This window comes from Duganella caerulea, assembly GCF_040362985.1.
GTDB lineage: Bacteria > Pseudomonadota > Gammaproteobacteria > Burkholderiales > Burkholderiaceae_D > Rugamonas > Rugamonas vulcania.
The window spans coordinates 108933-133612 of the sequence record NZ_BPWJ01000005.1 but is presented as its reverse complement, the minus strand read 5'-3'; the positions used below and the strand labels follow the sequence as shown (position 1 = coordinate 133612).

Annotated in this window: 23 protein-coding genes; 18 read left to right on the top strand and 5 right to left on the bottom strand. The window is 64.8% G+C overall.

Annotation, left to right across the window (positions count from 1 at the left end; all coding sequences use genetic code 11):
• Positions 1 to 42 precede the first annotated feature (42 nt).
• From ACUJB0_RS16370 to ACUJB0_RS16355, 4 genes are read left to right on the top strand one after another with little or no spacing between them, the layout of a single operon-like run.
• On the top strand, positions 43 to 714 hold the full coding sequence (locus tag ACUJB0_RS16370) for an ABC transporter ATP-binding protein (protein WP_444846154.1): 672 nt from the start codon (positions 43 to 45) through the stop codon (positions 712 to 714).
• Complete coding sequence (locus ACUJB0_RS16365; protein WP_444846153.1) at positions 711 to 2708, top strand: HlyD family secretion protein; 1998 nt, start codon at positions 711 to 713, stop codon at positions 2706 to 2708. The genes ACUJB0_RS16370 and ACUJB0_RS16365 overlap by 4 nt, the downstream gene beginning before the upstream one ends.
• Positions 2705 to 3907: an efflux RND transporter periplasmic adaptor subunit gene (locus ACUJB0_RS16360; protein ID WP_444846152.1), complete on the top strand. Its 1203-nt coding sequence runs from the start codon at positions 2705 to 2707 to the stop codon at positions 3905 to 3907. Before ACUJB0_RS16365 ends, ACUJB0_RS16360 begins: the two co-directional genes overlap by 4 nt.
• Positions 3904 to 5136 carry an ABC transporter permease gene (locus tag ACUJB0_RS16355; RefSeq protein ID WP_444846151.1) on the top strand — a complete coding sequence of 411 codons (1233 nt, stop codon included), beginning with the start codon at positions 3904 to 3906 and terminating at the stop codon, positions 5134 to 5136. The genes ACUJB0_RS16360 and ACUJB0_RS16355 overlap by 4 nt, the downstream gene beginning before the upstream one ends.
• Before the next feature lie 147 nt (positions 5137 to 5283).
• On the opposite strand, the gene hemB is transcribed toward ACUJB0_RS16355, so the two are convergent.
• Positions 5284 to 6294 carry a porphobilinogen synthase gene (gene hemB, locus ACUJB0_RS16350; RefSeq protein WP_444846150.1) on the bottom strand — a complete coding sequence of 337 codons (1011 nt, stop codon included), beginning with the start codon at positions 6292 to 6294 and terminating at the stop codon, positions 5284 to 5286.
• A gap of 26 nt (positions 6295 to 6320) precedes the next feature.
• The gene (gene yihA / locus ACUJB0_RS16345) at positions 6321 to 7049 is read right to left on the bottom strand and encodes a ribosome biogenesis GTP-binding protein YihA/YsxC (protein WP_161084429.1); all 729 of its coding nucleotides are present in this window, start codon (positions 7047 to 7049) and stop codon (positions 6321 to 6323) included.
• A 136-nt stretch (positions 7050 to 7185) separates the two neighbouring features.
• Here yihA and ACUJB0_RS16340 point away from each other — a divergent pair, with 136 nt between their 5' ends.
• From ACUJB0_RS16340 to ACUJB0_RS16315, 6 genes are all read left to right on the top strand, one after another.
• A complete protein-coding gene (locus ACUJB0_RS16340) occupies positions 7186 to 7866 on the top strand; it encodes a c-type cytochrome (RefSeq protein ID WP_444846149.1) in 681 nt (226 codons plus the stop codon).
• Between the two features lie 123 nt (positions 7867 to 7989).
• Positions 7990 to 10083 carry a cytochrome c biogenesis protein ResB gene (locus ACUJB0_RS16335; RefSeq protein ID WP_444846148.1) on the top strand — a complete coding sequence of 698 codons (2094 nt, stop codon included), beginning with the start codon at positions 7990 to 7992 and terminating at the stop codon, positions 10081 to 10083.
• A gap of 25 nt (positions 10084 to 10108) precedes the next feature.
• Positions 10109 to 11263: a c-type cytochrome biogenesis protein CcsB gene (gene ccsB / locus ACUJB0_RS16330; RefSeq protein WP_444846147.1), complete on the top strand. Its 1155-nt coding sequence runs from the start codon at positions 10109 to 10111 to the stop codon at positions 11261 to 11263.
• A 93-nt stretch (positions 11264 to 11356) separates the two neighbouring features.
• Positions 11357 to 12334, top strand: a complete 978-nt coding sequence (gene msrP / locus ACUJB0_RS16325; protein WP_444846146.1) for a protein-methionine-sulfoxide reductase catalytic subunit MsrP — start codon at positions 11357 to 11359, stop codon at positions 12332 to 12334.
• Positions 12335 to 12338: 4 nt separating this feature from the next.
• The gene (gene msrQ / locus ACUJB0_RS16320) at positions 12339 to 12965 is read left to right on the top strand and encodes a protein-methionine-sulfoxide reductase heme-binding subunit MsrQ (protein WP_444846145.1); all 627 of its coding nucleotides are present in this window, start codon (positions 12339 to 12341) and stop codon (positions 12963 to 12965) included.
• A gap of 126 nt (positions 12966 to 13091) precedes the next feature.
• On the top strand, positions 13092 to 13775 hold the full coding sequence (locus ACUJB0_RS16315) for an Rpn family recombination-promoting nuclease/putative transposase (RefSeq protein WP_444846144.1): 684 nt from the start codon (positions 13092 to 13094) through the stop codon (positions 13773 to 13775).
• A 51-nt stretch (positions 13776 to 13826) separates the two neighbouring features.
• Here ACUJB0_RS16315 and lysA read toward each other — a convergent pair whose 3' ends face one another.
• The gene (lysA, locus tag ACUJB0_RS16310; RefSeq protein ID WP_444846143.1) at positions 13827 to 15104 is read right to left on the bottom strand and encodes a diaminopimelate decarboxylase; all 1278 of its coding nucleotides are present in this window, start codon (positions 15102 to 15104) and stop codon (positions 13827 to 13829) included.
• Positions 15105 to 15109: 5 nt separating this feature from the next.
• Positions 15110 to 15292 carry an LPS translocon maturation chaperone LptM gene (gene lptM, locus ACUJB0_RS16305; RefSeq protein WP_229213344.1) on the bottom strand — a complete coding sequence of 61 codons (183 nt, stop codon included), beginning with the start codon at positions 15290 to 15292 and terminating at the stop codon, positions 15110 to 15112.
• 39 nt (positions 15293 to 15331) lie between these two features.
• Between lptM and cyaY the strand changes: the two genes are divergently transcribed.
• Genes cyaY through ACUJB0_RS16290 form a run of 3 tightly spaced genes read left to right on the top strand, consistent with a single transcriptional unit; the run spans position 15332 to position 16791 of the window.
• Positions 15332 to 15664: an iron donor protein CyaY gene (gene cyaY / locus ACUJB0_RS16300; RefSeq protein ID WP_444846142.1), complete on the top strand. Its 333-nt coding sequence runs from the start codon at positions 15332 to 15334 to the stop codon at positions 15662 to 15664.
• Positions 15665 to 15703: 39 nt separating this feature from the next.
• Positions 15704 to 16114 carry a RusA family crossover junction endodeoxyribonuclease gene (locus ACUJB0_RS16295; protein ID WP_444846141.1) on the top strand — a complete coding sequence of 137 codons (411 nt, stop codon included), beginning with the start codon at positions 15704 to 15706 and terminating at the stop codon, positions 16112 to 16114.
• A complete protein-coding gene (locus ACUJB0_RS16290) occupies positions 16111 to 16791 on the top strand; it encodes a hypothetical protein (protein ID WP_444846140.1) in 681 nt (226 codons plus the stop codon). Before ACUJB0_RS16295 ends, ACUJB0_RS16290 begins: the two co-directional genes overlap by 4 nt.
• Positions 16792 to 16839: 48 nt before the next feature.
• On the opposite strand, the gene ACUJB0_RS16285 is transcribed toward ACUJB0_RS16290, so the two are convergent.
• Entirely contained in the window at positions 16840 to 19191 is a 2352-nt protein-coding gene (locus tag ACUJB0_RS16285; protein ID WP_444846139.1) for a penicillin-binding protein 1A, read from the bottom strand.
• A gap of 337 nt (positions 19192 to 19528) precedes the next feature.
• Between ACUJB0_RS16285 and ACUJB0_RS16280 the strand changes: the two genes are divergently transcribed.
• Genes ACUJB0_RS16280 through ACUJB0_RS16260 form a run of 5 tightly spaced genes read left to right on the top strand, consistent with a single transcriptional unit; the run spans position 19529 to position 24644 of the window.
• Complete coding sequence (locus ACUJB0_RS16280; protein WP_161090892.1) at positions 19529 to 20605, top strand: pilus assembly protein PilM; 1077 nt, start codon at positions 19529 to 19531, stop codon at positions 20603 to 20605.
• Positions 20605 to 21234, top strand: a complete 630-nt coding sequence (locus tag ACUJB0_RS16275; RefSeq protein ID WP_444846138.1) for a PilN domain-containing protein — start codon at positions 20605 to 20607, stop codon at positions 21232 to 21234. The genes ACUJB0_RS16280 and ACUJB0_RS16275 overlap by 1 nt, the downstream gene beginning before the upstream one ends.
• 1 nt (position 21235) lies before the next feature.
• Positions 21236 to 21904, top strand: coding sequence for a type IV pilus inner membrane component PilO (locus ACUJB0_RS16270; protein ID WP_444846137.1), 669 nt, complete (start codon positions 21236 to 21238; stop codon positions 21902 to 21904).
• Positions 21901 to 22446, top strand: coding sequence for a pilus assembly protein PilP (locus ACUJB0_RS16265; protein WP_444846136.1), 546 nt, complete (start codon positions 21901 to 21903; stop codon positions 22444 to 22446). The genes ACUJB0_RS16270 and ACUJB0_RS16265 overlap by 4 nt, the downstream gene beginning before the upstream one ends.
• Positions 22443 to 24644 carry a type IV pilus secretin PilQ gene (locus tag ACUJB0_RS16260; RefSeq protein WP_444846135.1) on the top strand — a complete coding sequence of 734 codons (2202 nt, stop codon included), beginning with the start codon at positions 22443 to 22445 and terminating at the stop codon, positions 24642 to 24644. The genes ACUJB0_RS16265 and ACUJB0_RS16260 overlap by 4 nt, the downstream gene beginning before the upstream one ends.
• The last annotated feature ends 36 nt before the right edge of the window (positions 24645 to 24680 follow it).

The following is a 24680-nucleotide window of genomic DNA, read 5'->3' as shown; positions in this document are numbered from 1 at the left end:
TAGTGAATTGACAAATCTATCATCGGCGGAGATACTGCGCCGATGATAGAGCTCCGCGAGATCCGTAAGACCTACCGCCAGGGCGGCAATGACATCCGTGCGCTGGACGGCATCGACCTGCACATCGCGCCCGGCGAGTTCGTCGCCATCATGGGGCCGTCCGGCTCCGGCAAATCCACCTTGCTCAACGTGCTCGGCGCGCTGGACCGTCCCGACAGCGGCCGCTACCGCCTGGCCGACGACGAGATCAGCGCGCTTGACGACGACGCCGCCTCCGAGGTGCGCAACCGCCGCATCGGCTTCGTGTTCCAGTCCTTCCATCTGCTGCCGCGCCTGACCGTGCTGGAGAACGTATTGCTGCCGCAGCGCTACGCCCGCGTGGCCGATCCGGATGCGGCCGGCCGCGCCGTCGCGCTGCTGGAACGCATCGGCCTGGGGGAGCGCACCGGCCACCTGCCGGGGCAGCTGTCCGGCGGCCAGTTGCAGCGCGCCGCGATCGCCCGCGCGCTGCTGAATCGTCCGGCGCTGCTGCTGGCCGACGAGCCGACCGGCAACCTCGATTCAAAAAGCGCCGCCGACGTGCTGGCGCTGCTGAAGGAATTGCATGCGGGCGGGCAGACGCTGGTGCTGGTCACGCACGATCCCGCCATCGCCGCCGGCGCCCAGCGCACCATCCACCTGCGCGACGGCCGCATCGACGAGGTGGGCGCATGAAGCCGCGCCTGAAGCCTTCCACCATCGCCGTGCTGTGCGCCGTGCCGTTGCTGGCCGCCGGCATTGCCGCCGCCGTGTCGTCCGGCGGCACCGCCGCCTCGACCGCCAGCGCCGCGCCGGGCAACGCCGGTGCCGTGCCGGCGCCGGCCCCGGCAGCGCGCCCGGTGCTGCTGACCGGCGAAGTGGAAGCGCTGGACACGCAAACCATCGTCGTGCCGCCATCGAACTCATCGCCGCTGGTGCTGCGCAACTTCGTGGCCGAGGGCACGCCGGTCAAGGCCGGCGACCTGGTGCTGCGCATTGAAACCGGCGGCGCCGCCAACATCGACCGCCTGAAGACCGAACTGGACCGCACCATCGCGCGCGTTGAACGCGAGACCGCCACTCTTGAAGCGGGCGCCATCGACACCGAGAAAGCACTGATCAGCGCCGAAGCCGCGCTGGCCAAGGCCAAGGTGGACGCCGCGCTGCCCAAGCAGCAGATCGCCGCGCTGAACTACGACCGCAACCAGGCCGAGCTCGACCGCGCCACCCGCGACCTGGCGGTCAAGCTCGAAGCGCGCGACAACTACCGTCAATCGGTGGTGCGCCGGCGCGAGGACGGCGAGCTGGAGGTGAAGAAGATGCAGATCAACCTGGCCTTCCAGACCGTCCAGCTCAAGCAGTCCGAAGTGCGCGCCACGCGCGACGGCGTGGTGGTGCACGGCTACAGCCCGTGGAAGGGCGAACGCTTCGAGGAAGGCTCGTCGGCCTGGCCGGGCAATGCCGCCGGCGTGGTGCAGGGCAACGGCCAGATGGCGGCCACCGCCTGGGTGCTGGAAGCCGACCGCCCCTACCTGTCCGAAGGCCAGGAGCTCGCCCTGCGCTTCGACGCGCTGCCCGGCGCCGCATTGACCGGCAAGATCAAGTCCATCACCAGCGCGCCGGAAGCGCGCGCCAGCTGGGGCAACGGGCGCTACTTCCGCGTCAGGATCGCCCTGCCGGAAGGCCACGGCCTGCCGCTGGTGGCAGGCATGAGTGTGTTCGCCGAACCGCACGCCGCGGCAGCCGCCGCGAACGCCGCGCACAAGCCGGCCAGCGCCGCCGAGCCGCTCGCCATCGAAGGCGAGATCGCCTCGCGCCAGGCGCTGCCGGTATCGCCGCCCACCATCCCCTACGTGTGGCAATACAAGCTGGCCAGCATCGCCCCCGAGGGCGCGCTGGTCAATGCCGGCCAGCCGATCGCGCAATTCGAATCGGGCGAGGTGACCACCCAGCTGATGCAGCATCAGGGCCAGCTGCGGGAAAAGCAGCGCGCGCTGGAAAAGCTGCAGCTCGACCAGGCCGAGGCCGACCGCGCCGGCGAGCTGGCCGTGGCCGAGGCGCAAAGCAACGCTGAAAAGGCCGAGCGCAAAGCCAGCCAGCCGAAGGAACTGATACGCCGCGTCGACTACGACAAGCTGGTCATCGAACGCACGGAAAAGACCGCGCTGGCCAAGCTGACGGTCGAGCAGCGCGCCGTGCAGATCCGCGCACGTCGCGCCGAGCTCACCGGCCTGCAGGCGGAAGTGGCGGACCTGCAGCAGCAACTGGACGCGCTGACCAAGGGGCAGGCGGCGCTGACCGTGCTGGCGCCGCGCAAGGGACTGGTGATGTACCGCACCACCTTCTCCGGCGAGAAGTTCGCCGTCGGCAGCCAGGTGTGGATGGGGCTGTCGGTCGCCACGCTGGCCGACCCGGACCAGCTGTACGTCAACGCCACCATCCCGGAGGCGCAGGCGTCGAACGTGCGGATCGGCCAGCAGGCCCGCGTGACCGTGCCGGGCGCCAACCAGGCGCTGAGCGCGCACGTGGTGGCGCTGGGCCGCGCCTTCCATGGAAAATCCACCGCGCAATCGACCATCGTGCGCGATCTCGAGCTGCAGTTTGACGGCGCGCCCGCCGGCCTCAAGCCGGGCGCCGCCGTGCAAGCGGTGCTGGTGGCCGACGCGCATGGCAAGGAACGCAAGCAATGAACAAACCCTGCATGGCATTGATGCTGCTGGCGCTGGCCGGCTGCGGCGGCGACGCGGCGGTCGCACCCGGCGCGGTCGAAACCCTGGCCGCGCGGCCGTGGGCCGAAACGCTGACGGTGGACGGCGAAATCAAGGCCGCCGCCAGCACCGCGCTGACCGTGCCCGGCAGCGGTTGGAAAAGCCGCGTGCTGGTGGACATGGTGGCCGACGGCAGCGCCGTCCGCAAGGGCGACGTGGTGGCGCGCTTCGACGCGCCGCAGGCGCGCATGGAATTGTCGCAGGCCGAGCTGGAACTGCTGCGCAAGACCATCGCCGAAGCCGGCAACACCGGCAACGCCTCGGTCGAGCGCAGCACGCTGGCCGGCGAGCGCGCCAAGGTCGAGGACGACCTGAACCTGAGCCGACACTACGCCAAGGTCGACCTGACCATCTTCGCCCGCAACACCATCCTCGACGCGCTGGCCGACGTCGGCTTCCTCAGCACCAAGCGCGGCTACCTGGACTGGAAGGGCGGGCAGGCCAAGGCACGCGCGGCCGCGCAGGACGCGGTGCTGCACTCGCAGCGCGACAGCGTGGAGCAGACAGCCAAGCGCAACCGTGAGAGCCTGGACGCGCTGGAACTGGTGGCGCCGCACGACGGCGTGTTCCTGCTGGTGCCGCGCTGGGACGGCGCCAAGCCCGAGATCGGCTCCAACCAGTCGGCCGGGCAGGAATTCGGCATGCTGCCGGACCTGCGCCAGCTGGTGGCGCACTTCACCGTGGCCGAGGGCCAGGCCTTCGGCCTGAAGGCCGGGCTGCCGGTGCAGGCGCGGCTGGCCGGCACCGGCACCGCGCTGACGCTGACCATCACGCGCGTCGGCAGCAGCGCCAGCACCACCTCCACCGACTCGCCGGTCAAGTACAGCGACTTCGACGCCGCCATCCCCAACGACGCCGCGGTCAAGCTGGGCCTGAAGCCGGGCCAGGCGCTGCGCGGCACCGTGCAGCTGGTGACGCGGCCGGCCGCGCTGACCGTGCCCAACCTGGCGCTGGTGCAGGAAGGCGCGGGCTACGCCGTCTACACGGACGAGCAGGGCAAGCCGGTGCGGCACAAGATCGAGCTGGGCCAGCGCGGCCCGGTGCGTAGCGAACTCAAAAGCGGACTGACGGCCGGCGCGCGCATCGTGCTGCTGCCGCCGTCGACGGCGGTGAAGTCATGAATATGTCCTTGATACGGGAGGCCGTAACCGAACTGCTGCGGCGCAAGCTGCGCACCGGGCTCACGCTGCTGGGCATGATCTTCGGCGTGGCCGCCATCGTCGCCATGCTGGCGGTGGGCGAGGGCAGCAAGCGCGAGGCGCTGCGGCTGGTGGCCGAGCTGGGCCTGGACAACGTGCTCATCGAAAGTAAGGCCATCGAGCCCGAGCAGCTGAAGGAAATCCGCACGCGTTCGCTGGGCCTGTCCGCCGCCGACGCCGACGCGGCGCTGTCGGTGGTGCCGGGCGCGCAGTCGGTGGCGTTGAAAAAGGAAATCAAGGTGGACCAGCTGGTGCTGGGAGACAAGGTGGTGGCCGGGCGCGCCTACGCCGTCTCGCCATCGTACGCGGCGCATGGCGGCCTGCGGGTGGCCACCGGCCGCTGGCTGGCACCGCAGGACGGCGCCACGCTGGCGCCGGTGTGCGTGCTTGGCGCGCGGCTGGCGCACACCCTGTTCGGCGACGGCGCGGCGATCGGCCAGCGGGTCAAGCTCAACCACGTGTGGCTGGAAGTGGTCGGCGTGCTGGCCGACCGCGCGCAAAGCAAGTCCGACTTCGAAGGCGTCAAGCTGGGGCTGGATGACGAGCGCCTGTTCGTGGCGTGGGAAACGGGGCGCGCGCGCTTCAGCTTTAAGCGCATCGAGGACGAGGTGGACGGCATCAGCGTGCGCCTGGGCGGCGGCGTCGCGCCCGACAGCGCGGCGCGCGTACTGCAGGCATTGATCACGCAGCGCCATGGCGGCGCCGACGACACCAACCTGATCGTACCGATGGGCCTGTATCGCCAGAACCAGCAGACGCAGCGGATCTTCACCATCGTCATGAGTTCGATCGCGGCGGTATCGTTGCTGGTGGGCGGCATCGGCATCATGAACATCATGCTCGCCAACGTGCTGGAGCGGCGGCGTGAAGTGGGCCTGAAGCGCGCACTGGGCGCGCGGCGGCGGGACGTAATTGAACAGTTCCTGGCCGAAGCCCTGGTCATCGCCGTCAGCGGCGCCCTGCTGGGCGTCATGCTGGGCGCAATCGCCGCCTACAGCATCGCCGCCTTGGCTGGCTGGTCGGTCGCCTGGTCACCGTTGAGTTTGATCGTAGCGGTGTTGCTATGTGTCGGCGTAGGTCTGGCCTTCGGCGTCTTCCCCGCCCGCCAGGCCGCCGCCCTCGATCCTATCGCCGCCCTCCGCAGCGACTAAATAAAATTGGGGTCAAGTCTGACATTCGGACACGAGCTCTGCAGTAGGCGCTTGCCTAGTGCAGAGTTCGTGTCCGAATGCCAGACTTGACCCCAAATTGTTTAGTGCAGAGCTCGTGTCCGAATGCCAGACTTGACCCCAGTGCTTTTAAGCTTTGAGCAGGCGGGCGACGTCCAGCGCGAAGTAGGTGAGCACGGCGTCGGCGCCGGCGCGCTTGAAGGCCAGCATCGATTCCATCATCACTTTGTCGTGGTCCAACCAGCCGTTTTGCGCGGCGGCCTTGATCATCGCGTATTCGCCACTGACCTGGTATGCAAAAGTCGGTACCTTGAACTCGTCCTTGACCCTGCGCACAATATCCAGGTAGGGCATGCCCGGCTTGACCATCACCATGTCCGCACCCTCGGCCAGGTCCAGCCCGACTTCGCGCAGGGCTTCGTCGCTATTGGCCGGGTCCATCTGGTAGGTGTTCTTGTCGCTCTTGCCCAGGTTCTTGGCCGAGCCGACCGCGTCGCGGAACGGGCCGTAGAACGCCGAGGCGTACTTGGCCGAGTACGCCATGATGCGCGTGTGGATGTGCCCCTTGGCCTCCAGCGCCGCGCGCACCGCGCCGATGCGCCCGTCCATCATGTCCGACGGCGCCACCACGTCCACGCCCGCGTCCGCCTGGCACAGGGCCTGGCGCACCAGCATGTCGGTGGTGAGGTCGTTGATCACATAACCGTTTTCATCGATCAGGCCGTCCTGGCCGTGGCTGGTGTACGGGTCCAGCGCGACGTCGGTCAGGATGCCCAGCTCGGGGAAGGCTTGCTTCAAGGCGCGCACGGCGCGCGGCACCAGGCCGTCCGGGTTGGTCGCCTCGATGCCGTCCGGCGTCTTCTTGGCGGCGTCGATCACCGGGAACAGCGCCAGCACCGGAATGCCCAGTTCCACGCATTCCTGCGCCACCTTCAGCAGCACATCCACCGACACCCGCTCCACGCCCGGCATCGACAACACCGGCTCGCGCTGCTGCGTGCCTTCCAGGATAAACACCGGGTAGATCAAGTCCGCGGCGGTGACGTTGTTTTCGCGCATCAAGGCGCGCGAGAACGGGTCGCGGCGCATGCGGCGCATGCGGATGGCGGGGAATTGGGCGGAAACGTGTGGATTGTGCATCGCTAAAACTTTCCTATGCTGTGAGGTTATTGCTCGTCTGGCTCGACGTCGTCTTCCATCTCGATCAGATCGACCTGGGCCGCGGCTTCGTCATCGCTGACGCCGGCCAGTTCCAGGATCTTGTCGTTGGCTTCTTCGATGCCGATCCGCTTGAGCGCGGAGAACAGTTGCACGGTGAAAGGGAAACCTTCGCCGTCTTCGTCGACGTAGCTGTCGAGCTTGGCCTTGGCCTGGCGCAGCACGTTGACGGATTCATTGCGGTTCAGTTTGTCAACCTTGGTCAGAATGCAATGGATCGGCTTGCCCGTCGGGGCGAACCATTCCAGCATCTGGATGTCCAGCTCGGTGAACGGGCGGCGCGAATCCATGATCAAGATCAAGGCCGCCAATTGCTCGCGGCGCTGGACGTAGTCGCCCAGCAGGCGCTGCCAGTGCAGCTTGGCCGAGCCGGACACCTCGGCGTAGCCGTAGCCCGGCAAGTCCACCAGCAGGCATTCGATTTCGTCGACGATGGTCGGATCCTTGCGGTGCTGCGCCACGTGCGCGCCGCCGATGGAGAAGTAGTTGATGTGCTGCGTGCGGCCAGGCGTCTTGGACGCGAACGCCAGGCCCTTCTGGTTGCACAGGATGTTGATGGCGGTCGATTTGCCGGCGTTGGAGCGACCTGCAAAGGCGATTTCCGGCACGGTGGTGTCGGGCAGATCGCGCAATTGGTTGACGGTCGTAAAGAAGCGGGCTTGCCAGAGTTTGGACATGAGATGGGGGAAATGCAACAAAAGGGAGCAAATATGCTGGAAAGCTATTGTACAATGAGTGGTTACGAAGTGTTGCCATAGCCGATAGCTCCAAGCCTGCGGCATACGTTCGACAAACTTTTTTGAGGGTGCTTGAATGAATCGTGCGTTTTCACCGTTTGTAAAATCCCTGTTGGTAGCCCTGCTGGCGGTTGCCGGCACCGCATCCGCCGCCGAAGAAAAAAAACCGGCCCACGCCGAAGCGGCAGCGCCCAAAGTCGATGCGGCCAAAGGCGGCACCCTGTTTGAAAACGGCGACACCGCGCGCGGCCTGCCGGCCTGCGTCTCCTGCCACGGCGCGGGCGGCAACTCCACCATCACCGTCAACCCGAAACTGGCTGGCCAGCACGAAGGCTACCTGTACAAGCAGCTGGTGAACTTTTCCGGCCCGGAGCGGAATCAACCGGTCATGACCACCTTCGCCAAGATGCTGACCGACGAGGAAAAGCACAATATCTCGGCCTGGCTGGCCACCCAGGCGCAAAAGCCTGGCGCGGCAAAGAACAAGGACACGGTTGAACTGGGCAAGAAGATTTATCGCGGCGGCATCGCCGAGAAAAACGTTCCAGCCTGCGCCAGCTGCCACGGCGCCGCCGGCGCCGGCATTCCGGTGCAATATCCACGCATCGCCGGCCAGCACCAGGATTACACGGTAGCCCAGCTGGGCCTGTTCAAGGCCGACGGCCGCAAGAACAGCGCGCAGATGACCACCATCGCCAAGCGCATGTCGGAAGAAGAAATGAAAGCCGTGGCCGATTACGTCGCCGGCTTGAAATAAGAACAGCTGGCCGCGCCCTCGGGTTGCGGTGCAACTGATAGTGCATAGAGGGCGGCAGCGTAAGCGGGCTGCCCTTTTTGTTGTTATGCTGCCCCCAGCATATTTTTTTGAGATCGTTCCAGCATGAGCAGCAGCCCCAGCACCACCGGCATCGAACTGAAGACCCGCCGTCCCCTCGTCGGCGAACTGGTCGAATTGATATCCTCCATGCGCTTCGCCATCGCGCTGCTGGCGATGATCGCCATCGCCGCCATCGTCGGCACCGTCATGAAGCAGGGCGAGGCCACCAACAACTACATCAACCAGTTCGGCCCGTTCTGGTTCGAGGTGTTCGGCAAGCTGGGCCTGTACACCGTGTACTCGGCCTGGTGGTTCCTGCTGTTGATGGCCACGCTGGTGACGTCGACCACGCTGTGCATCCTGCGCAACGCGCCCAAGATGCTCAAGGACATGCGCAGCTGGCGCGAGAACGTGCGCGAGAATTCGCTGCTCAATTTCCACCACAAGATGCAGTGGCGCGCACCGCTGGCGCGCGCCGCGCTGGCGCAGCAGACCGCAGCCCGCCTGGCCGACGCCGGCTACAAGGTCAAGCTGGTGGACAAGGACAACGGCACGCTGGTGGCGGCCAAGCGCGGCGCGGCCAACAAGTTCGGCTACATCTTCGCGCACACCGCCATCGTGGTGATCTGCATCGGCGGCCTGCTCGACTCGGACGTGCCGATCCGCCTGCAGGAATGGTTCCTCGGCAAAGTGCCCTTCAACGGCAGCGGCTTGATCTCGGCGGTGCCGGCGCAGAGCCGCCTGGGCCTGGGCAATCCCACCTTCCGCGGCAACACCATGATCCCGGAAGGCTCGACCAGCGACAGCGCCATCATCACCCGTCCCGACGGCGTGCTGATCCAGGACCTGCCATTCACCATCAAGCTGAAAAAATTCAACATTGATTTTTACACCACCGGCATGCCCAAGCTGTTCGCCAGCGAGGTCGAGGTGCGCGACCATGCCAGCGGCGAGGTGGTCAAGGCCGTCATCGAAGTCAACAAGCCCTTGCTGTACAAGGGCCTGGCGATCTACCAGTCCAGCTTTGACGACGGCGGCAGCAAGCTCAAGCTGAGCGGCTACCCGATGGTTGGCAGCAGCACCACCAAGTTCGACATCGCGGGCGAAGTCGGCAGCAGCACCGCCATGGGCGACGCCTACACCGTCGAGTGGTCGGGCTTCCGTCCGTTCAACGTCGAGAACCTGGCCGCCACGCAGGACGCGCGCGCCGTCACCAAGGGCAAGAGCCTGGAAGAGCAGTTCGCCAACAGCCTCGACAAGCACACCGGCTCGGCCGGCCGCAACGCCAACAACAAGGACCTGAAGAACGTCGGCCCCAGCGTGACCTACAAGCTGCGCGACAAGACCGGCCAGGCGCGCGAATACCAGAACTACATGCAGCCGGTGACGGTGGACGGCGCCACGGTGTTCCTGGCCGGCATGCGCGTCAACCCGTCCGACCCGTTCAGCTTCCTGCGCATCCCGGCCGACGACGCCCACAGCGTGACCGAATGGATGCGCCTGCGCGCCGCCCTCAACGATCCGGCCCTGCGCGCCGCCGCCGCCAAGCGCTACGCCGAGCGCGCCACGCCGCAGTCGCCCAATGGGGACGCGCTGCGCGGCCAATTGCAAGCCTCGGCCGAGAAGAGCCTGACCATCTTCGCCGGCAACGACAAGGCGGCCGGCTTCGTCGCCATCTCGCGCTTCCTGGAGAAGATCCCGGCCGCCGAGCAGGAGAAGGCCGCCGACGTCTTCATGAAGATCCTCAACGGCAGCCTGTGGGACCTGTGGCAGGCCGCGCGCGCCAAGGACGGCCTGGAGCCGGTCAGCGCCGACGAGGCCCATGCCCGCTTCCTGCAACTGTCCACCAACGCCTTGTCGGACGCCTACTTCTACGGCGCCCCGGTCTACCTGCAGCTGGACGACTTCACCCAGGTCCAGGCCTCGGTGTTCCAGGTCACCCGTTCGCCGGGCAAGAAGGTGGTCTACCTGGGCTGCGTATTCCTGGTGCTGGGTGTATTCTCGATGTTTTATATCCGCGAACGCCGCCTGTGGGTGTGGATCAAGGACGATGGCGCCGGCGCCGAGGCGCTGATGGCCATGAGCACCCAGCGCAAAACGCTGGACTTCGAACGCGAGTTTGAAACTTTGAAAGAAAAGCTGCCGCAATCGGCGTAAGCTGGAACGGCCACGGAGAGAAATGATGGAACTGACGCAATCGACCCAAACCTATACCCAGGCGCCCGGCTACTTCAAGCGCCTGACCGCGTTCGACTGGGTGTTCGCGCTGGCGCTGCTGGCGGGCTCGCTGTACGGCCTGAGCCGCTACGGCCACTACATGGACATCTACGAGAAGGGCATCCTGCTGGCCGCCGCGCCGGCGTTTGCCGCGCTGGGCTGGCACTGGAAGCCGGCGCGCTGGCTGATGCCGCTGGTGGCTCTGCTGGCGCTGGGCGCGATCGCCATGTACGCCGGTGAGCTGGACAACGGCACCAAGAAATTCTGGCTGCGCATGATGCTGTCGAGCCAGTCCGCGATCCTGTGGATGAGCGTGATGTTCTGCCTGTCGACGCTGTTCTACGTGATCGGCTCGGCGGCCCGTTCCGAGTCCGCCTTCAGCATCGGCTCCAAGCTGTGCTGGGCCGCCGTGGTGCTGGGCCTGACCGGTATGATGGTGCGCTGGTACGAGTCCTACCTGATCGGCACCGACGTCGGCCACATTCCGGTGTCGAACCTGTATGAAGTGTTTATATTGTTTTCGCTGATCACCGCGATGTTCTACCTGTACTTCGAGCAGCGCTACGCCACCCGCCAGCTGGGCGCCTTCGTCACGCTGGTGATCACCGCCGCGATCGGCTTCCTGTTCTGGTACACCACCTCGCGCGACGCCGCCGACATCCAGCCGCTGCTGCCGGCGCTGCAAAGCTGGTGGATGAAGATCCACGTGCCGGCCAACTTCATCGGCTACGGCAACTTCGCGCTGGCCGCGATGGTGGCGGCTGCCTACCTGCTGAAAACCTCGGGCCGCCTGGTGGACCGCCTGCCGTCGGAAGAGGTGCTGGACGACGTCATGTACAAGGCCATCTCGGCCGGCTTCGCCTTCTTCACCATCGCCACCATCCTCGGCGCGCTGTGGGCGGCCGAGGCGTGGGGCGGCTACTGGTCGTGGGATCCGAAGGAAACCTGGGCGCTGATCGTCTGGCTGAACTACGCGGCCTGGCTGCACATGCGCCTGATGACGGGCCTGCGCGGCCGGCCGGCGGCCTGGTGGGCGCTGGTGGGCCTGCTGGTGACCACCTTTGCCTTCCTGGGCGTGAACATGTTCCTGTCCGGTTTGCATTCCTACGGCAAGTTGTAAACGCAATGTGAACTTTTGACGCCCAAGATTAGTGTAAGGTTCAGGCTATAGCCGCGACCAAGTCTCAACCTTGCACAAATCTTTGGAGTCAGCATGCTGATCAAGCGTAGCCCCAACGGCATCGAGTTGCCGTTTTCATCAGAAATCACGCCGCGCGAGGTGTACGAATCGCGCCGCAACTTCATGAAGCAGATCGCCACCGGCGCCCTCGGCGGCGCCGCGCTGCTGGAGATGGCCAACCGCGAAGCCTTCGCGCAAGGCGTCAATCCCAAGCTGGCCGCCAAGCTCAATCCGTCCTACTCGGCGCTCGACAAGCACACGCCGTACAAGGACGCGACCAGCTACAACAACTTCTACGAATTCGGCACCGACAAGAGCGAACCGGCCATGTACGCCGGCACGCTGAAGACCCGGCCGTGGACGGTGTCCATCGAGGGCGAGGTCAACAAGCCGATGACGCTGGACATCGACGCGCTGCTGAAGCTGGCGCCGCTGGAAGAGCGCGTCTACCGCCTGCGCTGCGTGGAGGGTTGGTCGATGGTGATACCGTGGATCGGTTATTCGTTCTCCGAGATCATCAAGAAGGTCGAGCCGACCGGCAACGCCAAGTACGTGGAGTTCATCTCGCTGGCCGACAAGAAGCAGATGCCGGGCGTGGGCAGCCGCGTGCTGCAATGGCCGTACACCGAAGGCCTGCGCATCGACGAGGCCAATCACCCGCTGGCCTTGCTGACGCTGGGCATGTACGGCGAAACGCTGGCCAACCAGAACGGCGCACCGGTGCGCATGGCGCTGCCGTGGAAGTACGGCTTCAAGTCGGCCAAGTCCATCGTCAAGATCCGCTTCGTCAAGGAGCAGCCGCGCACGTCGTGGAACCTGTCGGCGCCGAGCGAGTACGGTTTCTATTCGAACGTCAATCCGGACGTGGACCACCCGCGCTGGTCGCAGGCATCCGAGCGCCGCATCGGCGAGGACGGCTTCCTGGCCCGCAAGCGCAAGACGCTGATGTTCAACGGCTATGCCGACGTCGCGCCGCTGTATGCCGGCATGGACCTGAAGAAGTTCTTCTAAGCGTATGGCGTTCAATCCCACCGCCCGGCAGACCGGGCTGATCAAGGCTGCGCTGTTCGTGCTGGCGCTGGTGCCGTTGGCGCACATGGTGTACCTGACCTTGACCGGGCAACTGGTCGAGCCGCTGGAATTCATCACGCGCGGCACCGGCGACTGGACCTTGTACTTCCTGTGCTTCACGCTAGCGGTGACGCCGCTGCGCAAGCTGAGCAAATGGAACTGGCTGATCAAGCTGCGCCGCATGATGGGGCTGTACATGTTCTTCTACGGCCTGCTGCACTTCATGACTTTCCTGTGGTTCGACCATTTCTTCGACGTGCAGGAGATGTGGAAGGATGTGCTGAAGCGGCCGTTCATCACGGTGGGCTTTATCGCCTTCGTGCTGCTGATTCCGTTGGCCGCGACCAGCACCAACGGCATGATCAAGCGGCTGGGCGGCAAGCGCTGGCAGTGGCTGCACCGGCTGATCTATGTGATCGCGCCGCTGGCCATCCTGCACTTCTGGTGGATGAAGGCGGGCAAGCACAACTTCACGCAGCCGATCATCTTCGGCCTGATCCTGGGCGCGTTGCTGCTGATGCGGGTCTATTGGGCGCGCGGCAAGGCGCTGTCGGCTACGGCGGCACGCTAGCGCCCCTTTGAGCGCGCCCAACAGCGGCGCGCCCCGCCTCGCTACGTGCGCCTCGCCGGCTAATGGATCTACATCTACCTGCTGCTCGAATTCCAATCCCGCTCCGATCACTGGATGGCGCTGCGCATGCAGGTCTACGTCGGATTGCCTTATCAAGACCTGATCAAGCGCCAAGAGTTGCCTCAACCGGGACGGCTGCCTCCGGTATTTCCCGTGGTGCTGTACAACGGCGTCAAGCCATGGCGGGCCAACCTTAGCCTGGCTGAGCTGATTGTTGCGGTGCCGCCAGATCTCCAGCAACTGCAAGCCTATCAGCGTTATCTCCTGATTGACCAATCGCGATTGTCGGACGTTGCTCTCGCAGCCATTGATAACTTCGCCGCCATGGCGTTCCGCGTTGAGCGCTTACAAACTGGTGCGGATGTTATCGAGGAAATCGGGCGATGGTCCGGCTTGTCGGAATTTGAGTCGAGTCCACAAATTTTGCCGCTGTTAAGTCGTTGGGGCGCGCGTCGTTTGCAGCGCCTTGCTCGAAAGCGTATTATCGAATTTGATCGCGTAGTCACGGAGGACCAGGCTATGGCTGTTCCCGTAATCAAGAGCTTTGCCGATGCATGGCGATATGAAGCCGAACTCTATATGCGTCGCGAACTGTTGAAGAAGCTGCTGGTTAAGCGCTTTGGCACGCTGTCGCGGAAACTGAATAAGCGCATTGAATGGGCTGAAATGGACGATCTGGATCGTTGGTTCGATCGCATTTTCGATGCCAGAAGTATTCAGGAAATATTTGCCGAAAGCCAGCCCGCATGAAAAAAGCCGCCGGCGTTGACGCGGGCGGCTTTTGCTTGCGGGCTGAACGGCTTACTTGATCAGCGATTCCAGCGCGTACAGGTCGGCCGGATTTTCGCGCTTGCGCACCACATGGCACACCTCGCCATCGACGATGATCTCCGCCGCGCGGCCGCGCGTGTTGTAGTTGGACGCCATCGTCATGCCGTAGGCGCCCGCGCTGTGCATCACCAGCAGGTCGCCCGCTTCCACCGCCAGCTCGCGGTCGCGCGCCAGCCAGTCGCCCGACTCGCAGATCGGTCCCACCACGTCATACGCCAGCGCACCCGACTTGCCCTGCACCACAGGCTGCATGTCCATCCACGCCTGGTACAGCGCCGGACGCGCCATGTCGTTCATCGCCGCATCGACCACGCAGAAATTCTTTTCCTCGCCGTGCTTGATGAACTCCACCTTGGTCAGCAGCACGCCGGTGTCGCCCACGATCGAGCGGCCCGGCTCGAAGATCACCTTGATCGGCTTGCCGCCGTGGCGCTCCGCGCGCCACGCGTCCACGCGGGCGAACAGGCGGGCCAGGTAATCGCCCACCGGCACCGGCGGCGCTTCGCCCGCTTCGCCGTAGTTGATGCCGATGCCGCCGCCGATGTCCAGGTGGTGCAGCACGATACCTTCATCGCCCAGCTTGTCGATCAGCTCGATCAGGCGGTCCAGCGCCTCCAGCAGCGGCGCGTCGTCCAGCAGCTGCGAGCCGATGTGGCAGTCGATGCCGGCCACTTCCAGGTGCGGCAGCCTGGCGGCCGCGCGGTAGGTGTCGAGCGCGTCGTCGAAGGCCACGCCGAACTTGTTGGCCTTGAGGCCGGTCGCGATGTAGGGATGGGTCTTGGCGTCCACGTTGGGGTTGACGCGCAGCGAGACGCGCGCGGTCTTGCCCATGGAACCGGCCACTTCGTTCAGGCGGTGCAGCTCGGGGATCGACTCGACGTTGAAGCACAGGATGTCGTGCGACAGCGCCAGGCGCATTTCGTCGACGCTCTTGCCGACGCCGGAGAAGATCACCTTGCGCGGATCGCCGCCGGCCGCCAGCACGCGCAGCAGTTCGCCGCCGGAGACGATGTCGAAGCCGGCGCCCTGGCGCGCCAGCAGGTCGAGGATGGCCAGGTTGGAGTTGGCCTTCATGGCGTAGCAGACCAGCGCGTCGCGCCCGGCGCAGGCGTCGGCGTAGGAGGCGAAGTTGGCCAGCAGCTGCGCCTTCGAGTACACATAGGTCGGGGTGCCGAACTGCGCGGCGATGGCGGCCAGCGAGGCGCCCTCGGCGTGCAGCACGCCATTTACATAGGAAAATTGCGACATAAGGATTATTGTTGAGGTGCTGGAGTGGATGGAACCGGGGCAGCTTCAGTGCTCTTGGCAGGCTTGGCCGGTGGAGCCTTGGGCAGGTACAGCGGGCCGGGTTGGCCGCAGCCGCTCAACAAGACGGTCAGGCACAGGGCGGTTGTGCCGCAAACGGTGCCGATAAATAAACGGAATGTGGACTTCACGATAAAATCACGGATTGACTATAGATACTGGAGTGTAGCATGGGCGAATCAGAATTCCTGGCGCAGGCCGAGGCCACCCTTAACGCCATCGAGGCCGCGCTGGACCGTCTGAACGACGAGGACATGACCGACGTCGAGTGCAGCCGCAGCGGCAACGTGCTGGAAATCGAGTTTATCGACAATGGTTCCAAGATCATCGTCAACAGCCAGGCCGCGATGCAGGAGCTGTGGGTGGCCTCCCGCTCGGGCGGCTACCACTACAAGCAGAAGGACGGCAAGTGGCTCAACACCCGCGACGGCTCCGAGCTGTTCTACTCGCTGTCCGAGATGGTCAGCGCGCAAGGTGGTAGTCCGGTAGTGTTGGGACAGTAAAAATGGCCGTGGTCTGGATCGTCTGTGATGGGGGTAGCTATGCCATTGATCGTAGATTTTCTTTTGCCACGGCGCCCCGTTTCACACCAGGCGAAAGACGCGAAGAACAAACAGGCCTGGCGTGACTACGTCTATGGCCGGGCGATGACGATCTGGCCGACGAGGCCACTGGTGAACTATCCTCTGAAATTTACCATGGTCTATCTTTCGGACGATCCCGCGCCGGGTGACATTAACAATTTCGTCAAGCCTGTACAGGATGCGTTGCGCGCACTGATTTATGCGGACGATTCCATGATTCTCGATGTTTCCGCCCACATGCGGCTGTTGAGCGAGCCCAACTCCATAAGCGGGCTGCCTGGCGTGCTCGCGCGGGCTATCATCGACGGCGAGGCGTGCGTCTACGTGGCGATTTCCGACTCACCAGAACTCGCGGAGGAACTGAAATGAACATCGTAGCCAGAAGTCGCGGCGAGAAGTTGATTGCCAAACGCTATGAGGAACAAGGGTATGTCGTGACGTTCGACCCGCCTGCTTCCGTATTTCCTTTTTCGCTGGATAACTATCAGCCTGACATGTTGGCGACAAAGGCCGACGAAAACATAATTATCGAGGTGAAATCGGCTGGCACCAAGGTCGATTCAGAGCCTTATCTCCGTTTGGCCCAGGAAGTCCAGCGCCATTCTGGTTGGCGGTTCTTGCTGGCGACGGTAAATGAAGCGGAATTGCAGGATCAACATTCGAGAGGCGATGGCAATCTGAATATTGAGCGACTGCATGAATATCTTGGGAAGATCGACAAGGTAGCCGAAAAAGAAGAGTTGGCGGTACTCGTTTTGCCTCAACTATGGACTGCCTACCTGTCGGCGTTAAGGCTACTGGCCCGACGCGATGGGTTGGTCATTGAGGATGGCTCCGACCTTAGCTTTCTCAATCAAGCTTATGCCACAGGGCTGCTATCGTTTGATGAGTACGAATCGGCCAGGCGCTTGTTGAACCTTCGTAATCGAGCGGCGCATAGTCTGGATTCACTAGAGGTGATTTCCGATTGGAGGGAATTGCGAATTATGGTTGACGCAGTCCTGGGCCAACTCTCAACCGTGCCCGCCTCTGTCCCACACGCCTGAACAGTTTTAAAAAATTAAGGGACCTTCCGGTCCCTTAATTTTTGCGCTTTAGAACAACTCGTTTTTCACGGCGTCCTTGGCTTTTTCCTCGGCCGGCGTGCCGTGCGAGGCGCCGTCGATGTTGTGCACGCCGGTGCCCGGTGGATTCTCCGTGTAGTAGTACTCGTCGCCCACCAGCATCACGCCTTCCGGCACGGCCCGCTCCTCGATCGGGATGTTCTTCAGCGCCTTCTGCATGTAGCCGATCCAGATCGGCAGCGCCAGGCCGCCGCCGGTCTCGCGGTTGCCCAGGTTCTTCGGCTGGTCGTAGCCGATCCAGGCGATGCCCACCAGGTGCGGCTGGTAGCCGGCGAACCAGGCGTCGATCGAATCGTTGGTGGTGCCGGTCTTGCCCGACAGGTCGGGACGCTTGAGCACCAGCGCCTTGGTCGCCGTGCCGTAGCGCACCACGTCCTTCAACATGCTGTCCATCAGGAAGGCGTTGCGCTCGTCGATGACGCGGTTCTTCTCGTCGCCGGCCTTGTCCGGATTGGCCTGCGACAGGATCTTGCCGTCGGCGTCGGTCACCTTGGAGATCAGGTAGGGGCTGACCTTGTAGCCGCCGTTGGCGAACACCGCGTAGGCGCCGGCCATCTGCAGCGGCGTGACGTTGCCCGCGCCCAGCGCCAGCGTCAGGTAGGGCGGGTTCTTGTCGGCGTCGAAGCCGAAGCGGGTGCTGTACTCCTGGCCGTACTTGGCGCCGATCTTGTGCAGGATGCGGATCGAGATCATGTTCTTGGACTTGGTCAGGCCGCGCCGCATGGTCATCGGTCCCTCGTACTTGCCGTCGTAGTTCTTCGGCTCCCAGGCCTGGCCGCCGGTCTGGCCGGCGTCGAACGAGATCGGCGCGTCGTTGATGATGGTGGCCGGCGACAGCCCGCGCTCCAGCGAGGCCGAGTAGATGAACGGCTTGAACGACGAGCCCGGCTGGCGCCAGGCCTGGGTCACGTGGTTGAACTTGCTGCGGTTGTAGTCGAAGCCGCCCACCATGGCCTTGATCGCGCCGTCGTGCGTGTCGGCCGCGACAAACGCCGACTCGATTTCCGGCAGCTGCGTCACTTGCCAATCCTTACCCTCCTGCATGACGCGGATCACCGCGCCGCGGCGGATGCGCTTGTTCGGCGCGGCCTTGTCGGACAGCCACGAACGGCCCATCTCCAGCCCCGGTCCGCTGATCTTGATTTCCTCGCCGGTGGCTGTGACCGCGGTGATCAGCTGCGGCGTGGCGGCCAGCACCATGGCGGCCACGATGTCGTCGCTGTCCGGATGGTCGGCCAGCTCGGTCTCGATGGCGTCGTCCGCCTCTTCCTTGTTCTGCGGGATGTCGATGTAGGCTTCCGGGCCGCGATAGGCGTGGCGCTTCTCGTAGTCCATCACGCCCTTGCGCAGCGCCAGGTAGGCGGCGTCCTGGTCGGCCTTGGTGATGGTGGTGAACACGTTCAGGCCGCGGGTGTAGGTGTCCTCCTTGAACTGCTCGTACACCAGCTGGCGCGCCATCTCGGCCACGTACTCGGCGTGCACGCCGAACTCGCTGCTGTCGGTCTTGACTTTCAGCTGCTCGGCCTTGGCTTCCTCGAACTGCTTGTCGGTGATGTAGCCGAGCTCGTGCATGCGCTGCAGGATGTACTGCTGGCGGGTGCGCGCGCGCTTGGGGTTGACCACCGGGTTGTAGGCCGACGGCGCCTTCGGCAGGCCGGCCAGCATGGCCGCCTCGGCCACGCTAATGTCTTTCAGGTTCTTGCCGAAATAGATTTGCGCGGCCGACGAGAAACCATAGGCGCGCTGGCCCAGGTAGATCTGGTTCATGTAGACCTCGAGGATCTGGTCCTTGCTGAGGTTTTTCTCGATCTTCCAGGCCAGCAGCACCTCGTAGGCCTTGCGCTTGAGCGTCTGTTCGCTCGACAGGAAGAAGTTGCGCGCCACCTGCTGGGTGATGGTGGACGCGCCCTGCTTGGCGCCGCCGGTGGCGTTGTGGATGGTCGCGCGCAGGATGCCGGTGTAGTCGACGCCGCCGTGCTCGTAAAAGCGGTCGTCCTCGATGGCCAGCACGGCCTTTTTCATCACGTCGGGGATGTCCTTGATGCGCACCAGGTTGCGGCGCTCCTCGCCGAACTCGCCGATCAGCACGTTATCGGCCGAGAATATGCGCAGCGGCATTTTCGGACGGTAGTCGGTCAGCGTGTCGAGCTCGGGCAGGTTGGGGTAGGCCATCGCCAGCCCGAACACCACCAGCAGCAGGCCCACCAGCCCGAGGCCGACCACGGACAGGCCGGCCAGCAGGAAGAAGCGGGTGGCGGGTTTGGCCGCCGGTTTGCCCGCCGTATTCGAAGGTGGCGGGGCCGAATTGGAAGAAGAAGCCATGCAGTGCGATCTCTCAGTTATGTTTGCGGGCCATTATAAGCGAGGCAAGGGTCGCGGCGCGCACTGCCCGTAGACAGGAATCTTTACCCGTAAGCAACAAAGCAACTGAGTTGTTTTTGCGGCCAGATAGTGGCGGAAAAGTGTGGCGAAACCCTCACACCAGGTCAATTGTGCACAATAGAAATACCTTTACACTTATATAGGCAGGATTTAATGTGTGGTCATAGATAAGCAGTCTAAACGCTGGTTTTCAAACGAGTTCCTAAATGCACACTGTTCGAATGTTGATTCGGCGGCAAAGAAATCCAGGCGCCAGCCGTGGCGCCGGGAGACTCGTATGATCGATATCAAGACGCTGCTGGGGCAGGGCAATCCGCCGCTGGTGGGCATCGACATCAGCACCTCCAGCGTGCGCCTGGTCGAGCTGGCCCAAGGCGGCAAGGGCGAGTACCGGCTGGAACGCTACGCCGCCGAGCCGCTGCCGCGCGGCGCCGTGGTCGACGGCAATATCGAAAACATGGACCAGGTGGTCGACGCCGTGCGCCGGGTGTGGAAGAAAAGCGGCACCCGCACCAGGCTGGTCGCGCTGGGCATGCCGCCCGCCTCCGTCATCACCAAGAAAATCATCCTGCCGGCCGGCATGTCGGAAGACCAGCTGGAAGTGCAGGTCGAATCCGAGGCCAGCCAGTACATTCCCTTCGCGCTTGACGAGGTCAGCCTGGACTTCGACGTCATCGGCCCGGCCGCCAACTCGGCCGAGGACATCGAGGTCATGCTGGCCGCCTCGCGCCGCGAGAAGGTCGAGGACCGCGTCGCCATCGCCGAGGCGTCCGGGCTGAAGGCCACCGTGATGGACATCGAATCCTACGCCGCCCGCGCCGCGCTGGACCGTGTGACCGCCCAGCTGCCCGAGGCCGGCGCCGGCCAGGTGGTGGCGCTGTTCCAGATCGGCGCCCAGGTCACGCACATCTCGGTGATGCTGGACGGCGTCACCGTCTACGAGCGCGAGCAGCCTTTCGGCGGCAACGCGCTGACCCAGGACATCGTGCGCACCTTCGGCCTGAGCTACGACGAGGCCGAGGCCCGTAAGAAATCCGGCGACCTGCCCGACACCTACCAGGCCGAGCTGCTGACGCCCTTCCTGGAAAGCGCGGCGCTGGAAGTCACGCGCGCGATCCAGTTCTTCTACACCTCGACGCCGTACACCCGGGTCGACCAGCTGTTCCTGGCCGGCGGCTGCGCGCTGCTGCCGGGCCTGCTGGAAATGGTGGCCAGCCGCACCCGGATTTCCAGCGCCGTGATCTCGCCGTTCAAGGGCATGCAGCTGGGCGGCTCGGTGCGCGAGTCGCAGCTGCGCAGCGACGCCCCGGCTTACCTGGTCGCCTGCGGCCTGGCCCTGCGGAGGTTTGGCTGATGATCAAAATTAACCTGCTGCCGCACCGCGAGGAAAAGCGCAAGCAAAAGAAGGCCGCCTTCTACGCGCTGCTGGCGCTGGGCGCCATTGTCGGCGTCGGCGTGGTGCTGCTGGTGGGCGGCTACAACGCCCGCGCGATCTCCATCCAGAACGAACGCAACCAAGTGATCAAGACCGCCATCTCCGGGCTCGACAAGAAGATCGCCGAGATCGCCACGCTGAAGCAGGAAATCGAGGCGCTCAAGGCGCGCCAGCAGGCGGTGGAGGATTTGCAGGGCGACCGCAACCAGCCGGTCTACCTGCTGGACGAGCTGGTCAAGCAGATCCCGGCCGGCGTCTACCTGAAGGGCTTCAAGCAGGAGGGCCAGAAGGTGGCCATCGGCGGCTATGCGCAATCGCAGGAGCGGGTGTCCGAATTGCTGGGCAACCTGGCCGGCGTGTCGCCGTGGCTGGAGCGGCCTGAGCTGATCGAGGTGAAGTCCACCGGCCTGGGCCAGGGCAAGACCGCCAAGAAGGTGGTGGAGTTCAACCTGTCGGTCAACATCAAGCGTCCGCGCGACAAGGATGCGGCCGCCACCGGCGCCAAGGGCAAGGGCGGCGCCCCGGCCAAGAACCAGGAGCGCGGATAACATGGCCAAGCTCGACCTGAACGCGCTCGGCGCGCAATTCACCGACCAGTTCCGCAATCTCGGCGGACGCCATCCGGGCCAGTGGCCGCTGGCGCCGCGCGTGCTGTGCAGCGTGGGCGTGATGGCGGCGGTAGTGGCGGCCGGCTACTTCGGCTACTGGAGCTCGCAGTTCGAGGAGCAGGACGCCGGCGCCCAGGCCGAACTCAAGCTGCGCGACGAGTACAAGTTCAAGACCTCGCAGGCGGTCAACCTGGAGGCGCTGCGGGCGCAGAAGGCGCAGGTCGACCAGTACGTCGACCGCCTGCAGAAGCAGCTGCCGAGCAAGGCCGAGATGGACGCGCTGCTCAAGGACATCGGCCGCGCCGGCACCGGCAGCGGCCTGCAGTTCGAGTCGTTCAAGCCGGCCCAGGTGGTGGTCAAGGATTACTACGCCGAGCTGCCGATCGACATCAAGGTGACCGGCAGCTACCACGACATCGGCGCCTTCGCCGGCAACATGGCCAACCTGTCGCGCATCGTCACGCTCAACAACATGAGCCTGAACGCCGGCAAGGACGGCGTGCTGACCCTGGAGGCGGTGGTCAAGACCTTCCGCTACCTGGATCCGGAGGAGGTCAGCGCCCAGCGCAAGGCCGCCGCCGACAAGAAGAAGGCGGCCAAAAAATCATGAGAACCTTGATCCCGTTCATGCTGCTGGCGCCCGTGCTGACGCTGCTGTCCGGCTGCGGCGACAGCGATGTGCAGGAAGTGCGCGCGTGGATGAAGCAGGTCGACGCCCAGGCCAAGGTGGCGGTGCCGCCGCTGGCCGAGCCCAAGACCTTCATCCCCTTCGCCTACGCCCAGGCCGACGCCATCGATCCCTTCAATCCCAACAAGCTGCTTGCCGAGCTGGCCAAGGCCTCGGCCAAAGGCGCCAACGGCATCCGGCCGGATATGGACCGGCGCAAGGAATTGCTGGAGAGCTTCCCGCTCGACACCGTCAAGATGGTCGGCACGGTGCAGCAGAAGGGCGTGCTGTACGCGCTGCTGCAGGTGGACCGCGGCCTGTACCACGTGGTGGCGGGCCAGCATGTGGGCCAGAACTTCGGCCTGATCACCGCCATCACCGACGACAGCGTCAGCGTCAAGGAAATCGTACAGGATGCGGGCGGCGACTGGGTCGAACGCATGTCCAAGTTGGAACTGCAGGAAAGCAAGGAGAACACCAAATGACCGCTCACATCACGCCCCGGCGCGCCCTGGCCGTCGCCAGCTGGATGCCGGTGCTCGCTTTCGCCCTCGCCATGCAGCTGCCCGCCGCCGCGCGCGCCCAGAACGCGCCGGAAGCGGCCGCGCCAGCGCCTGCCGCCAACGCCATCGAGGCCATCACCGCCAACCAGCAGGGCTCGAACGTGATCGTCAAGATCGCGCTGAGGAATCCGCCGGCCAAGCTGCCGATCGGCTTCGCCATCACCAATCCGCCGCGCATCGCGCTGGACTTCGGCGCCACCGCCAACGCCACCGGCAAGACCGTGCAGGACCTGAACCTGGGCGAGCTGCGCGGCGTGAACGTGGTGCAGGCCGGCGAGCGCTCGCGCCTGGTGTTCAACCTGAAGCGCAGCCTGAACTACGCCACCGCCATCGACGGCAACGCCGTCATCCTGACCATCGACGGCTCCGGCGGCCTGGCCCAGGCGGTCGACGCCAAGGGCCTGCCTGTCGCCGCCGCGGCGCCGCCGGCGCCGCCCGCCCGTCAACTGCTGCGCGACATGGACTTCCGCCGCGGCGCCAACGGCGAGGGCCGGGTGGTGGTCGACCTGCCCAACAGCCAGGTGGCGGTGGACGTGCGCCAGACCCCGACCGGCGTGGTGGTGGACTTCCTCAAGACCGGCGTGCCGGAAAGCCTGCGCCGCCGGCTCGACGTGAGCGACTTCGGCACGCCGGTGGCGCTGGTCACCACCGTGCCGCAGGGCGACAACACGCGCATGACCATCGAGGCGCGCGGCCTGTGGGAGCAGACCGTCTACCAGAGCGACACCCAGTTGGTGATCGACGTCAAGCCGATCAAGGAAGACCCGAACAAGCTGACCCAGGGCACCCAGGGCTACCGCGGCGAGAAGCTGTCGTTCAACTTCCAGAACGTCGAGGTGCGCGCGGCGCTGCAGGCGATCGCCGACATCTCCGGCCTGAACATCATCACCAGCGACAGCGTCAGCGGCAACCTGACCCTGCGCCTGAAGGAGGTGCCGTGGGACCAGGCGCTGGACGTGGTGCTGCAGGCCAAGGGCCTGGACATGCGCAAGAACGGTTCGGTGCTGTGGATCGCGCCCAAGGAGGAACTGCTGACCAAGGAAAAGCTGGAGCTGGAGCAGCGCGCCCAGATCGCCGACCTTGAGCCGCTGAAGTCCGAGATCTTCCAGCTGAACTACCAGAAGGCCGACGCCTTCAAGACCGTGTTCGGGCTGGAGGGCGGCGGCGACAGCAAGAACCGCATCCTGTCCAAGCGCGGCAGCGCCATCATCGAGCCGCGCACCAACCAGCTGTTCATCACCGACATCGCCTCCAAGCTGGAGGATGTGCGCAAGCTGATCGCCAAGACCGACATCGCCTCCAAGCAGGTGCTGATCGAGGCCCGCATCGTCGAGGCCAGCGACACCTTCACCCGCAACCTCGGCGCCAAGCTGGGCTTTGCCGACCTGCGCACCCAGCGCGGCGGCGACTCCGGCTACCAGATCGGCACCAGCAACACCCGCGTGGCGATCGGCGGCAACATCACCGGCGTGGGCGAGGTGACCGGCCAGATCAAGGCCACCGACACCAGCTTCGGCAACAGCCAGTTCATCAACCTGCCGGCCGGCGCCATCAACGGCGCCCAGGCCGGCAACCTGGCGGTCAGCCTGTTCTCGTCGGCCGCCAACCGCTTCCTCAACCTGGAACTGTCCGCGCTGGAGGCCGACGGCACCGGCAAGATCATCTCCAGCCCGCGCGTGATCACCGCCGACAAGGCCATCGCGCTGATCGAGCAGGGCATCGAGCTGCCCTACCAGGTGGCCACCAGCAGCGGCGCCACCTCGATCATGTTCCGCAAGGCCAACCTGCGGCTGGAGGTGACGCCGCAGATCACGCCGGACGGCAACGTCGTCATCGATGTCGACGTCAACAAGGACAGCGTCGGCCAGGAAACCCGCGCCGGCTTCGCCATCGATACCAAGCACGTCAAGACCCAGGTCATGGTCGAGAACGGCGGCACGGTGGTGCTGGGCGGGATCTACCAGCAGACCGAGCGCAACACCACCGACAAGGTGCCGCTGCTGGGCGACGTGCCGGTGCTGGGCTATCTGTTCCGCAGCAACAGCCGCACCAACGACAAGACGGAATTGCTGGTCTTTATCACGCCGAAGATCGTCGCCGAGCGCTTGTCGACGCGCTAGGCCGCAGCACCGCAGCACCGCATCGCAGGCTCACTT